This is a genomic window from Siphonobacter sp. BAB-5385, assembly GCF_002261125.1.
In the GTDB taxonomy this organism is placed as follows: domain Bacteria; phylum Bacteroidota; class Bacteroidia; order Cytophagales; family Spirosomataceae; genus Siphonobacter.
In genome coordinates this window covers 1-13,795 of sequence record NZ_NMPS01000052.1, presented here as the reverse complement: position 1 = coordinate 13,795, position 13,795 = coordinate 1, and the positions used below count along the sequence as shown (strand labels likewise).

The window sequence follows — 13,795 nt, the reverse complement described above, 5'->3', positions numbered from 1 at the left end:
CAACTGAAAACAGAAAACCGCAAACTGAAAACTCGGTTAAAAGAATCCCAACTTATTCTTATCGTAGGAAATCAGCATGTTTTTGGTTTGGCGGTAGTGGCTCAGCATCATTTTGTGCGTTTCCCGACCGAAACCTGATTTCTTGTATCCACCAAACGGAGCGTGAGCCGGATACGCGTGGTAGCAGTTGACCCATACGCGGCCCGCCTGAATGGCCCGGGGTACCGTATAGAGTTCGTGAGCATCGCGGGTCCAGACGCCAGCACCGAGACCGTATAACGTGTCGTTGGCAATGGCGATGGCTTCTTCCGTATCCTTAAAGGTGGTTACGGACAAGACCGGGCCGAAGATTTCCTCCTGGAAAATCCGCATTTTGTTGTGTCCTTTCAAAATGGTCGGCTGAATGTAGTAGCCGTTTTCCAGTCCGCTATTCTGATGGAACGCTGCTCCACCCGTCAATACTTCAGCTCCTTCCTGCTTGCCAATTTCGATGTACGACAGAATCTTCTCATACTGATCTTTCGAAGCCTGGGCTCCCAGCATGGTATCCGGGGCAAGCGGACTACCCATTTTGATCGCTTTGGTTCGGGCGATGACTTTCTCAATAAACTTCTCGTAAATCGATTCGTGTACCAGCAAACGCGAAGGACAGGTACAGATTTCACCCTGGTTGAGAGCGAACAGTACGGCTCCTTCCACGGCTTTATCCAGAAACTCGTCGTCCTTGTCCATCACACTCGGGAAAATGATGTTGGGCGATTTCCCTCCCAGTTCCATCGTAGCCGGAATCAGGTTTTCAGCGGCGTATTGCAGAATGAGGCGGCCCGTGGTCGTCTCGCCCGTAAAGGCAACCTTCGCCACCCGATTCGACGAAGCGAGTGGTTTACCCGCTTCCAGTCCGAATCCGTTTACTACGTTTAGTACGCCTTCGGGTAATAAGTCACCCACCAGTTCCATCAGGATCAGAATACTGGTCGGCGTTTGTTCGGCGGGTTTCAGCACGATGGTACAGCCCGCTGCCAGAGCCGGAGCCACTTTCCAGGTAGCCATCAGCAGCGGGAAATTCCAGGGAATGATCTGTCCGACTACGCCAATGGGTTCGTGGATATTCAATGAAACGGTTGTGGAATCGAGTTCAGCCACCGAGCTTTCCTCCGCCCGGATGACCCCTGCATAGTACCGGAAATGATCGACGACCAGCGGTAAATCGGCCGCCAGGGTTTCCCGCAGGGGTTTGCCGTTATCAATGGTTTCTATTTTCGCCAGATACTCCAGATTCTGTTCAATCCGGTCGGCAATTTTCAGCAGCACATTACTACGGGCGGCTACCGACGTTTTGGACCAGATCGGAAAAGCCGCATGAGCCGCGTCCAGAGCCTTTTCTATATCTTCGGCAGTCGAACGGGCTACCTGACAGAACACCTTACCATCAACGGGAGAAATATTATCGAAGTACTGACCACGAGCCGGAGCTACCCATTTGCCACCAATGAAATTTTCGTATCGTTCTTTAAAAGTCGGATGATCCGTCCGAACTGGAGCCTCGAGTGTCGCTTCCATATTAATCGTGTTTAAGAGGTTTACTACCACAAAGTTCGGGTAATACACCATTTTTTGTTGGAATGATCCTATCAAAGCAAGAGAACGATTCTATCAAATTGAGGGGAAGAGGATTTGAGCAGGTTTCAAGTTTGAGTAGTTTGATAAAGTTTAAGGCTTGAACACGTTTGGGGTGTGAGATAGGTTCATGGGTTTGAAAGAGTTGCCATAGTTTGAAAAAAGTTTGATCAGGTTTGAAGCAGTTTGCAATTGCTTCAAACCTGATCAAATGGTTTAAGTACCAACTCAGAACTATAGCTGATCAAAATGTAAACCTCACGAAACCCACTAAGCCTGATTATAGCACTCAAGCGACTACAACCCTTTCAAACTTTAAACTGCTTCAAACCTGATCAAACCTATTCAAACTACCCAAACACTATCAAACCAACCCCGAAGCTCGATACTGCAACGGCGTCAGCTGGTTGTACCGTTTAAAAAGTTTCAGGAAGTGGTTGAGGTTATTGAATCCGCAGGTTACGCTGATGTCACTGACGCTGCGGCTGGTAGTCTTCAGTAATTGCTGAGCCAGCCGGATGCGTTGCTGATTGATAAATTCCAGCGGCGACAGGCCAAACTGAGCCTTGAACTGCCGATAGAAATTAGGCTCGCTCATGCATGCCTTATCCGCCAGTTGACGTATGTTGAAGGCCGTGTGCAGGTTTTCCTGAATGTACTGGGTGATATAGGCCCAGCGATTGGTACTGGTCTGCTTTTGTCCCTGATCCAGCAGCAGACGACGGGCCTGCGTCTGGATGAGCCGAATGGTCAGTTCCTTCAGTACCAGATCGGCGAAGAATTCTTTAGCTGGATTGTTTTCGGTGAAAATGTCGATGAGCCGGGCAATCAGTGCGTTAATCGTTGAGGTATTGGAAAAATAAAAACTGCTTTCCGACCACCGCCAACCCGAAGTCGAATCAATCAACGGAACCGTTTCGTTGAGCTGGTTCGTAAATTTTGTAATCTCATCCTGAGCAATCGCCAGAGCCAGACACTGCGTCGGACGCTGAAACGTAGCTTCCGGAAAATCGATTCGCATGGTTTTTTCACTCGGTACCAGTACCGACTCGCCGGGGTGGTAATCAAAGTCCGGCGTATCATCCAGACGCATGACTTTTTTACCGCGAATCATGCTGGTCAGTACCGGGTTATGGAAGGTTAGTTCAACGGCCTCGGCCTGAGCATGGGTTTCGTAGATCGTAAGTTCCGCCGTATCCAGCGTATAGGCCGTTCGGTTTTCAACCACCTGATCGAGCCGGCGATTTTTTAAATGACTTCTGAGATCAAACAGTGAATCCGATTTCATAGCATTAAAATCTTAAGGGTGAGAGCTTTATCTCTAATGCCGAAAGATAACGACAATATCCAATTTATTCTATTTATAAGATAAAACGATTTGCATTGATTGAAAGTTATTCCTGTATCAAAATCTATTCACACGGATTGCCCTCCGTCCTCTTATGCGTCTTGCTTTACTTTTTGTTGGTATACCCTTCTTTACGTGGGCTCAATCGGACAGCCTTCGTACGCGAAATCTGAACCCCGTTGAAATCCAGTCCACGCGACTGAATGTGGCCGAAAACCGTAGCCCCTTTGCCGTATCGGTGCTGAGTCAGTATCGCTTGCAGGTGGGACAGCCGCAGCTTTCGTTATTCGATGCCATGGGTGCTATCCCCGGCGTATTTGCCCAGAATCCAGACAACTTCGCTCAGGATTTACGCATTTCCATCCGGGGTTTCGGAGCCCGCTCTTCTTTCGGCATTCGGGGCCTGAAAGTTCTGCTCGACGGCATTCCCGAATCCACGCCCGACGGTCAGGCGAAAGTCAATAATTTCGACGTGGGCAGTCTGGGCCAGCTGGAAGTCATTCGGGGAGCGTCCTCGGCCTTGTACGGAAATGCATCGGGAGGTATCCTTTCCTACACCACTGAAACGCCGACCAGCAACTTCGCCGAGGCTCAGGCCGTTGCGGGCAGTTACGGATTTCAGCGGTACCAGATCAAGGTCGGTCAGAAATGGCAGCGTTCGTCCCTGCTCATCAATGCCAGTCGCAATCAGCAGGACGGGTATCGCGAGTACGCCGCCATGAACAACTGGCTTTTCAACGTAAAATTCCAGCATGAACTCAGTGCTACGGCCAAACTAACCCTTCTGTACAACTTTGCGAAAAACACCGCTCAGGACCCCGGTGGTCTGACGATGCAGCAGGTGGAACAGAACCGCCGGATGGCTCGTCCGCAAAACGTACAGTTCCAGGCGTTCTCGGGAGCCACGCAGCACCGCACCGCCGTGGTGTATGATCAGTCGTTGGGTACCAAACACCAGGTACAGGCCCGGGCCTTCTGGACCAACCGCGATTTCGAAAATCGGCTTGCTTTTCAGGCGGGTGGCAATGTGCAGTTCATCCGAAACTTTACGGGCGGCGGAGCCAGCTATCAGTATACCGATCAGTTTGGTTCGGTTTCGTACCGTTTAAAAGCGGGTGTTGATCTTGAAAATCAGCAGGATAACCGTAAACGAAACGACAATCAGGAGGGCCGCAGTGGTGCTGAAACGCTTAATCAGGTGGAAACCTTTCGCAACATCGGAGCATATCTGTTGCAGGAATTTGGCTTCGGTAAAAACGTAGCCCTGACGGTAGGTACCCGTTACGATGATATTCAATTGAAAGTAAAAGACCGTTTCCTGAATGATGCGGATCAGTCGGGTCGTCGCACCTACCAGCGTTTTAGCCCCACGGCGGGCCTGAACTGGGAATATCAGCCGCAACGCAGCGTATACGCCAATTTTTCAACCAGCTTTGAAACGCCCGCCTTGACGGAACTCGGCAATAATCCGAGTAACCTGGGCGGTTTCAATCCGGAGTTAGGCCCTATGCGGGCTTACAATTACGAATTGGGTACGAAAGCTACGTTTGGCTGGCTGAAAGTAGACGCCGCCGTTTTTCAGGTCAATGTTCGCGGTGAAATTGTACCGTATCAGCTGACTGAGTTTCCGGGCCGTACGTTCTACCGAAACGCCGGCAACTCCCGTCGCCGGGGCGTAGAACTGGGGCTTACCGCAGAGGTTACCGAAGGGCTAACGGCTTTCGTCAACTATACGTATTCCAATTTCAAATACCTCAATTACAGTACTACTTCGGGTACGTTCGATAACAATCAGTTGCCGGGGATTCCGCCGCATTTTGGGTACGCCGAAGTACGGTATTTCCGACCCGCCGGTTTCTACGGCATTGTGCAGTTTCGCCGGAACGGTACCTTCTACGCCGACGATGCCAATGCCGTTCGGACGGATGCGTATTCCTTACTCAACCTGCGACTGGGCTGGCAGATCAAGCGAAACAATTGGTCACTGGAACCGTTCGTGGGCATCAACAATCTTCTGAATCAACGCTATTTTGCCAACATACAGATCAATGCCGCCGGAGGTCGCTATTTTGAACCGGCGACGGATCGTACTTTCTTTGGAGGCGTAAAAGTACGCCTGGGGAAATAAGTCGGATGCCCGCCTAGTCCCTAAGTAAGCGGGTCCCTATTGCTATGAAAGAAATAAGAGCCATTCTCGACCACTATAAAAAGATTGATTTTACGACCACAAAGGCCGCTCTGGCGACGGTCGTTCGGGTGGAGGGTTCCTCCTACCGACGGGTGGGTGCCCGTATGCTGGTCACCGAAGATGGCCAGTGGGTGGGTGGCATTTCAGGTGGTTGTCTGGAAGGTGATGCTCTGAAACGGGCCCGTTTGGCCATGTTTACCGGAAAAGCTGCCATCGTCACCTACGATACCACCGACGACGATCCCTACCAGATCGGCGTGGGGCTGGGTTGTAATGGCATTATTGACGTACTGCTGAGTCCGTTGAATGCGGATGATCCGTCGAATGCGGTGTTACAGCTGGAACCGTTGATTCATCGCCGCAGTCCTTCCGTAGTCGTAACCGTTACGGAAAGTCAGTCGGACACCTTACCGCTGGGTTCGGTTTACCGGTTTGAGGACGCCGATTCGTTCGCTGCCCTTTTCCCGGTTCAGGAACTGTTGCCTGCGTTGAGCGAATCGATTCATACGACCCTGCACAGTCAGAAGTCGCATACGCAGGAATTTTCGGGCTCTTTTGGCTCGGTTTGCGTATTGCTGGAAGTGATTCTGCCACCCATCCACCTGTTTATTCACGGCGGCAATTATGACATTTACCCGCTGGTACGACAGGCCCGTGAACTGGGCTGGCTGACGACGGTCTTCTGTAATCCGCAGAAAATCAACAAAGTACTCTTTCAGTGGGCGGATGCCGTATTAGCCAAAGATACCGAAGTACAGCCCGACGACTATACTGCCGTGATCCTCATGGCTCACGACCTGGAGACGGATTACCGGAATTACCATCGCTACGTAACGACCACGACGGTTCCGTACATCGGCCTCTTGGGTCCCCGCAAGCGATTCGAAAAGATGATTCAGCGGATGGAAGAAGCCGCACAGCCCCTGTCGGATTCTCAGCTCCAGCGAACCTACAGCCCCGCCGGACTGGATACGGGAGCAGCGACTCCCGAAGAAATCGACCTTTCCATTCTCGCCGAAATCCGGACCGTATTTTCAAATCGGGAAGGAGGCTTATTGCGGCGACGGAGCCGTCCCATTTACAGCGAATAGTTACCGGGAAAGCTCGACGCTCCACTCGCTGCCACTACCGATGTGATGCGTCTCGGCGAAATTTCCCTGATTCAGGGCGAAGGCGACCTGCAAGAGACTGTTCAGGTACACGAGCGGTTTGCCTTCGGCCACACCCCCAAACGTTTCCACGTAAGGCAGCGTGTCCTCATACACTTTTTGATTTCGATGGAAGATCCGGACGCGTACGGACTGCCCAGCCGCAACGCCCAATTGCTGAAACAAGTCCGCGGGAATATTGGTCCAGACGTTGCCGTATTGTACGTCCAGAATAGGAATGGTCCCTTTCAGCGATTGCCCCTCCCGGCTCGCTTTTTGATACGGTAGCGATACCACCTGCTTCGGTAACAAAGGCCCTACCTGCGGGAAGGAAATCACGCCAGCGGCCAGACGGGCGGCGGTGTAGGCGTATACATCGCGACCGTGAAAAGTATAGGATTTCCCCGAATCTTTCCGTCGGTTGACGGCCTCATTGATTTCCCGTAGTTCCGCAATACCCGCCGATTCAGCCAGAAGCATCAGTGTTCCGTTATCTGGCGTGACAATGAAATGGCCCGATTTCGTCTTCAGTACGACCGACTTCCGCTCCGTTCCTACCCCCGGATCTACGACGGATACGAACACGGTACCGATGGGCCAGTACCCCACGGTTTGTTCGAGGCGGTACGCAGCTTCCCAGATGTTATAAGCGGGTATTTCGTGGGTTAGATCAAATAGCTTTAACTCGGTGGAAACGCCCATCGCGACCCCTTTCATGGCCGAAACAGCTCCATCCTTCAAGCCAAAATCGGACTGAAAAACGACGATCTTCTTCTGGGCCCAACTAAGGTTCACCCATGCAATCAGAGCCCACAGGCATAGCCCCTTCTTTAACAACAATCGTTTCATGCTTCGAACGTTATTCCACGATTGCTAAACTACGCGGTTTTGGGCCGGTAATCAATTCACTTTGGAATACTGAACCGTTTGTAGTTTTGTCATGTGCTCGCGTAGATACCGGGTATAGCGGCGGGCTTCCGCTCCGGCCAGGTGCAGGCCATCGGTCGTCTGATACACTTCCTGGGGCAGCGAAATATAGCTATACTCGTGCGGTGGAAAGTTTTTCAGGAAGTTGGCCCGAATCAACCTTGGAATCTTCAGCTGACTGGCTTTGCTATACACGGGCATTTCGAAAAAGACTACCTTAATCCCCTTGGCTCTCAGCTCCCGAATTTCCTTTTTCAGGATAGAAAATTTGTTTTGAAAGTGCGTTAAATAGTGCGTAGACGAAAAGTCTGCCATGATGTTTCGAACTTCCCGCTCGTACATTTCCTTAGGCAATGTAAATAAGGCTGTATCCGTTACCGACTGCGTTTGATCGCGATACAATGCTTTTAATACACCTAAGGGCTGATATTTTTTACGAAGTACGGGAACATATTGACGCAACGAATAAAGGGCTGGATGAAATACATCTTCTGTAAAACCAGTATTCGCATCCCGTAACACGATATTCATTTCAATAAGCACTGTCTTGGGTTTTTTAGCCGCCTTTTTTAAAAGATTTAAGCCATCATAAACACTCAGTCCAGACATACCCAGATTGTAATAAGTATGGGGTAAGCTATCCATTAAAAGCCGGGTACTAAGCGACGAACCCAGAATTAAGGTATTCGCCCGTTGCCCCTTTTCGTACAGATATTCCTCCGCACTAACCAGATTCCGTGCGTATTGATTCTGACCCGTACGTTTGATTCGATCCGTATTAAGATAAATAAAGAGGCTGTATAAAACCAGTAAGAAGGCCGTCGTAAGAATAGAAGTTCTAATCATAGAGGTTCTACGTATGGTTTAGAATTGAAAATAAATAAAGTCTGTACTGGAACCGCTGTTCGTAATAATCATAAAAAGCATACAGCCTAACACATAAGGCTCAACCTGTAGGAGTCGTTTCTGTATCCAGATACGCTCCAGCGATTGTTCGCCCCATACATACCAGATATGGTAGGCTATCACAGGCATTGAAAACAGAAGTATTAACGCTACCGGTAATGTATTCAGGGGTCGATTATAATTCGTTGTTAATGCTTTAAAAAAGGCAACGACGTGGGAAAACTCCGGCAATTTAAACAAGAGCCAGCCTAATGTTACCAGACTGAATACAAGCCCTCCTTTAAAAATTTGACTGATACGGGTTTCCCTGATTTTTAGATGAGTCGTTATATAGCGTTCCAGAAGTAACGCTAAACCGTGAAAAGCTCCCCAAACGGCGTAACTCCAGGCGGCTCCGTGCCATAATCCGCCTAATACCATGGTTAGAAACAAATTCAGGTAGGTACGTGTCTCTCCCTTTCGATTGCCGCCCAAGGGAATGTACAGATACTCCCGCAGGAAACTGGACAACGAAATATGCCATCGCCGCCAAAACTCTGAAAATGAGGTACTGATGTAAGGAAAGTTGAAGTTGACGGGAAACTGATACCCAAACAGAGCGGCCAGTCCAAGAGCGATGAGTGAGTAACCCGCAAAGTCAGCAAAAATCTGCATGGAGTAGCCAAATAACGCAATCAGCAACGTAAGCGTAGATTCGGCCTCGAAATAGGGATACGTGATAATGGATGTATGATCTTTCAGGTTATCGGCGATTACCATTTTGAAAAAATACCCCAGCGTCAGGTTTCTGAAAACGTATTCCCAACGAATCGAATGCAGAACTTTTTCTTCAATCTGCGGCAGAAAAAAATGAGCTTTAACGATGGGTCCAGAAACCAGTTGAGGAAAGAAGGCCTTAAAGAATAAAACGCGTTTGCTATGCTCCACAATCGATTTAGGAATTAGCTGACGGTATGCTGCATTATTCCGGTTCCGGTAGGTATCCACAATCAAACTAATTCCCTGAAAGGTAAAGAAAGAAATACCGATCGGTAAAGGTAAGTTTAGTAAAAAAGCTGCTATTTCACTTTGAACTGGCAAAAATGTATGAGCAAATAAGGGGCTATATTTAAAGAAAATAAGAATTGATACGTTAGCTACTACACCCCAAACACTATGTAAACGCTGGTAGTGGGATGCTCCGTGAATAATGAGATAGCTGGAAAGAATATTAATTGTTACCGAGCCTAGTAAAAGAAGTACTAATAACGGCTGGTAATAACCATAAAAGAACAGACTGGAAAGAATTAAGATGCTAAGTTGCCAGGCAGCTCTTGTACGTACGGGCAGATAATACAACCCGAACGTAAGCAAAACCAATAGCACAAAACTGTAACTATTGAATAGCATTGAATAGGTGGTGAAGGTGAATTGGTAAGCGAATGTAAAACTTTCTTTGAAATCATCAACAATAGTTAGTATTAATTATAACCTTAAATAAAAAGCTCCCTTCTTAGCGATAAAGAGGGAGCTTTTGTTGTGATTAATATACTTGCGTAAACTTAATAGGCTAACGTTGGAGCCAGCCATTTTTCAGCCTCTTCCAGCGTCATTCCTTTGCGTTTAGCGTAATCTTCCACCTGATCTTTCTGGATTTTACCCACGGTGAAATAACGGCTGTCGGGATGACTAAAATACCAGCCACTGACGGAACTGGCCGGATACATGGCGTAGCTTTCCGTGAGCGTAATACCCAGTTCTTCGGCACCCAGTAAATCAAATAGCGTCCGCTTCTCGGTATGTTCGGGACAGGCCGGATAGCCGGGAGCCGGACGAATACCCTGGTACTTCTCTTCAATCAAATCCTGATTTTCCAGCGTTTCGTTCGCCGCGTAACCCCAGAATTCCTTCCGAACGCGTTGATGCATCAATTCGGCAAAAGCCTCGGCGAGCCGGTCGGCAATGGCTTTTACCATGATACTGCCGTAATCGTCGTGGTCTTTTTCGTATTTCTCCAACAGGGCTTCGATACCGATTCCGGTTGTTACGGCAAAACCACCGATATAATCTGTATGCACGCTTTCCAGCGGAGCAATGAAATCGGCTAGTGAGTAGTTGGGCAGATTGGCTGCTTTCTGACTTTGCTGACGCAGATGATGTAACGTAGCTAAAGCAGGCGTAGTAATAACTTCTTCGCCCGATCGGTTGGCCCGGCTGATCTGATACTCCAGATGCGTATGCGAGCCGTGGCGTTCGCAGGATACTTCCCGGCTTACGGTCTCGTAGGGATGCAGAATAATATCATCCTCGTGACTATTCGCGGGCCAGAAACCCACAACGGCTCTTGCTTTCAGTGATTGATCGTGAATGATTTCCAGCAACAGGTTATTGGCATCTTCGAATAACTTCTTTGCTTCGGCTCCTACGATCTGATCTTCCAGAATAGCGGGGTACTTGCCGTGCAATTGCCAGGTCTGGAAGAAGGGCGTCCAGTCAATGTACGGGGCAATTTCCGACAGGGAATAGTCTTCAAACACCCGTGTACCCAGGAATCGGGGTTTGGTAGCCTGGAAGCTCTCCCAGTCGATGTTTACCTTATTCTGACGAGCCGCTTCAATGTTGACAAAATTCTTGTCCGATTTGCGTTTGGCGTGATCTTCGCGAAGCTTGGCGTATTCGGCTTTGATGCTCGAAAGTACTGCCGCTCTTGATTCTTCGCTTTGCGTCAGACGTCCGGCTACGGGTACTGAACGGGAAGCGTCGAGTACGTGAATGACGGGTCCGGAGTACTGCGGATCGATCTTCACGGCGGTGTGAATCCGGGACGTCGTTGCTCCGCCAATGAGCAGGGGTACGTTAAAACCCTGCCGTTCCATTTCTTTGGCCACGCCCACCATTTCATCCAGACTCGGCGTAATCAGGCCCGACAATCCAATAATATCTACGTTGTGCGTCTTGGCCGCTTCCAGAATTTTATCCGTTGGCACCATCACGCCCAAATCGATGATCTCGTAATTGTTACAGCCTAGTACTACGCCCACGATGTTCTTGCCAATATCGTGTACGTCGCCTTTCACCGTTGCCAGCAAAATACGTCCGGCCGTCGATCCGGCTTCTTTACTCGCTTCGATGAAGGGTTGGAGGTAGGCTACGGCTTTTTTCATGACCCGGGCCGATTTAACGACCTGCGGCAGGAACATTTTTCCGGCTCCGAACAGATCCCCTACTACGTTCATCCCGTCCATCAGCGGACCTTCAATCACCTCAATCGGGCGAGCATATGCCTGACGACATTCTTCGGTATCTTCATCAATGAAATCGGCGATGCCTTTCACCAGAGCATGGGCCAACCGCTCTTTCACGGGCAGTTGCCGCCAGGAGTTATCCGGTCCCGTTTCTGTTTTCCCCTTGGCTTTCACCGTTTCCGCAAACGTTACGAGGCGTTCGGTGGAGTCGGGACGGCGGTTGAGCAAAACGTCTTCCACCAGTTCCAGAAAGTCTTTCGGAATTTCATCGTAAATCGTCAGCTGACCAGCGTTCACAATGCCCATATCCATACCAGCTTTGATGGCATGGTACAGGAAGGCCGAGTGAATGGCTTCGCGGACGGGTTCGTTCCCCCGGAAGCTAAACGATACGTTGGAGACCCCACCCGAAACTTTCGCGTGCGGCAGGTTTTCTTTGATCCAGCGGGTTGCGTTGATAAAATCGACGGCGTAGTTGTTGTGCTCATCGATTCCCGTAGCAACGGTCAGAATGTTGGGGTCGAAGATGATGTCTTCGGCGGGGAAGCCGACTTCGTCCACCAGAATCCGGTACGCCCGTTCGCAAATTTCAATCCGGCGTTCGTAGCTGTCGGCCTGACCATTTTCGTCAAAAGCCATCACTACAGCGGCGGCTCCGTACCGTTGCACCGTGCGGGCGTATTCTTTAAACTTCTCTTCGCCTTCTTTCAGGGAGATGGAGTTCACAATTGCTTTTCCCTGTACGCATTTCAAACCCGCCTCGATCACTTCCCACTTGGAAGAATCGACCATGACGGTACCCGGGCAATGTCGGGTTCGGCAGCGAGCAGATTCAGGAAGGTGGTCATGGCGGCCGCTCCGTCAATCATCCCTTCATCCATGTTTACGTCGATGACCTGGGCTCCGGTTTCTACCTGTTCCCGGGCAATACTCAGGGCTTCGTCGTACTTGTTTTCCCGAATCAGACGGGCAAATTTCTTCGAACCAGTTACGTTACAACGCTCTCCGATGTTCAGAAACAGTACCTTTTCCTTCGTTACCTCAATCGGTTCCAGACCGGATAGTTTCAGTACGGGTTCTTCGACGGGAATGGGTCGGGGCTGGTGCATAGCAGCAATTTCCGCAATGCGGCGAATGTGGCCGGGCGTCGTACCGCAGCACCCACCGATAATATTCAGTAGTCCGTCGTTCAGGAAGCCATTGATCGTTTCACCCATTTGCTCGGGCGTCTCGTCGTATTCACCCATTTCATTCGGCAAACCCGCGTTGGGGTGGGCCGAGGTAAAAAAGGGTGATTTATCGGCCAGGGTCTGTACATACGGCCGCATCAGATCGGCTCCCAAGGCACAGTTTAGCCCTACGGAAAGCAGCGGCAAATGCGATACGGAGGTAAGAAACGCTTCCGTCGTTTGTCCGGAAAGCGTACGACCCGAGGCATCGGTAATGGTACCGGATACCATGATCGGTACTTCAAATTTGGGTCCTTGCGGGATATGTTCGGGCCAGGGCGACTTTCCATGGGTCACGTCCTGATAGTAGGTATCAATGGCAAACAGAGCCGCCTTGGCATTGAGCGTATCGAAGATGGTTTCGACCAGCAGAATATCACTGCCGCCTTCGATCAGGGCCTTGGTTTGTTCGTAATACGCACCCACCAGCTGATCGAAAGTGATGGCCCGGTAACCAGGGTTGTTCACATCGGGCGAGAGGCTGGCGGTACGGTTCGTAGGTCCCATCGAACCAGCTACGTACCGGGGTTTGTCCGGATTGCGAGCCGTAAATTCATCGGCAACTTCACGGGCGATACGGGCCGACTCGTAATTGAGTTCGTAGACCAGCTCTTCCATGCCGTAATCGGCCATGGCAATCCAGGTACCGGAAAAAGAGTTGGTTTCCACGATGTCTGCTCCGGCTTCGTAATACTCGGCGTGAATCGTTTTGATAATGTCGGGTCGGGTCAGTACGAGCAAGTCGTTATTTCCCTTCAGGGGATGGGGCCAGTCGGCAAAGCGAGAGCCCCGATAATCTTCTTCTTCCAGCTTATACCGCTGAATCATCGTACCCATGGCTCCATCGAGTACCAGAATACGATTGTTAAGAAGGCTGCGAATGTCGGGTTTTTGAATCGTTGTCATCGGTTGCGAAACGATGCCGGATCGGAGTCGGCGTTGTGTCCAGAAAGTATGAAAAGATAAACGTGCAAAGATAGGTAGAGTTTACCGTTGTGCGTTTTGAGTTTTGAGTTTTGGGTAGCAGCTACCGATAGCGAATTGATTTATAGTGCTCCGGGTCATTACAAAGTTTCGTCGCAGGTTTCCTTTTCATGGTTTTTAACCCCGTTTTCCCAACAAGCTGTTCCAAATTTGCGACCCGAAAGATCAACGCACTTCGCGTCACCGATGTTAAACCATTCCACCCCGATCATTCCATGACGGTT

The 13,795-nt window shown here is 49.9% G+C and carries 7 protein-coding genes and 1 pseudogene; 2 read left to right on the top strand and 6 right to left on the bottom strand.

What is annotated here, in order from left to right:
• Positions 1 to 36: 36 nt before the first annotated feature.
• On the bottom strand, positions 37 to 1,560 hold the full coding sequence (locus BWI93_RS05095; RefSeq protein WP_094809068.1) for an aldehyde dehydrogenase family protein: 1,524 nt from the start codon (positions 1,558 to 1,560) through the stop codon (positions 37 to 39).
• 421 nt (positions 1,561 to 1,981) lie between these two features.
• On the bottom strand, positions 1,982 to 2,905 hold the full coding sequence (locus tag BWI93_RS05090) for an AraC family transcriptional regulator (RefSeq protein WP_094809067.1): 924 nt from the start codon (positions 2,903 to 2,905) through the stop codon (positions 1,982 to 1,984).
• Between the two features lie 154 nt (positions 2,906 to 3,059).
• Here BWI93_RS05090 and BWI93_RS05085 point away from each other — a divergent pair, with 154 nt between their 5' ends.
• Together BWI93_RS05085 and BWI93_RS05080 are read left to right on the top strand one after the other, a co-directional pair.
• Positions 3,060 to 5,093, top strand: coding sequence for a TonB-dependent receptor (locus BWI93_RS05085; RefSeq protein WP_094809066.1), 2,034 nt, complete (start codon positions 3,060 to 3,062; stop codon positions 5,091 to 5,093).
• Positions 5,094 to 5,137: 44 nt separating this feature from the next.
• Positions 5,138 to 6,244 carry an XdhC family protein gene (locus tag BWI93_RS05080; protein ID WP_094809065.1) on the top strand — a complete coding sequence of 369 codons (1,107 nt, stop codon included), beginning with the start codon at positions 5,138 to 5,140 and terminating at the stop codon, positions 6,242 to 6,244.
• Here BWI93_RS05080 and BWI93_RS05075 read toward each other — a convergent pair whose 3' ends face one another.
• The 4 genes and pseudogenes from BWI93_RS05075 to metH all read right to left on the bottom strand — a co-directional run bounded on the left by BWI93_RS05075 (position 6,245) and on the right by metH (position 13,493).
• Positions 6,245 to 7,150 carry an S-adenosyl-l-methionine hydroxide adenosyltransferase family protein gene (locus BWI93_RS05075; protein WP_094809064.1) on the bottom strand — a complete coding sequence of 302 codons (906 nt, stop codon included), beginning with the start codon at positions 7,148 to 7,150 and terminating at the stop codon, positions 6,245 to 6,247. It lies immediately after the preceding gene.
• Between the two features lie 51 nt (positions 7,151 to 7,201).
• Positions 7,202 to 8,074 (bottom strand): hypothetical protein, encoded by an 873-nt coding sequence (locus BWI93_RS05070; protein WP_094809063.1) that lies wholly within the window; start codon positions 8,072 to 8,074, stop codon positions 7,202 to 7,204.
• Between the two features lie 18 nt (positions 8,075 to 8,092).
• On the bottom strand, positions 8,093 to 9,121 hold the full coding sequence (locus BWI93_RS05065) for an MBOAT family protein (RefSeq protein WP_255157732.1): 1,029 nt from the start codon (positions 9,119 to 9,121) through the stop codon (positions 8,093 to 8,095).
• A gap of 554 nt (positions 9,122 to 9,675) precedes the next feature.
• Positions 9,676 to 13,493, bottom strand: a pseudogene (metH, locus tag BWI93_RS05060) (methionine synthase).
• Between the last annotated feature and the right edge of the window lie 302 nt (positions 13,494 to 13,795).

Bases quoted from the DNA above. Each gene is read 5' to 3' on its own strand.
- BWI93_RS05095 (WP_094809068.1), bottom strand. From the start codon at position 1,560: ATGGAAGCGACACTCGAGGCTCCAGTTCGGACGGATCATCCGACTTTT.
- BWI93_RS05090 (WP_094809067.1), bottom strand. From the start codon at position 2,905: ATGAAATCGGATTCACTGTTTGATCTCAGAAGTCATTTAAAAAATCGC.
- BWI93_RS05085 (WP_094809066.1), top strand. From the start codon at position 3,060: ATGCGTCTTGCTTTACTTTTTGTTGGTATACCCTTCTTTACGTGGGCT.
- BWI93_RS05080 (WP_094809065.1), top strand. From the start codon at position 5,138: ATGAAAGAAATAAGAGCCATTCTCGACCACTATAAAAAGATTGATTTT.
- BWI93_RS05075 (WP_094809064.1), bottom strand. From the start codon at position 7,150: ATGAAACGATTGTTGTTAAAGAAGGGGCTATGCCTGTGGGCTCTGATT.
- BWI93_RS05070 (WP_094809063.1), bottom strand. From the start codon at position 8,074: ATGATTAGAACTTCTATTCTTACGACGGCCTTCTTACTGGTTTTATAC.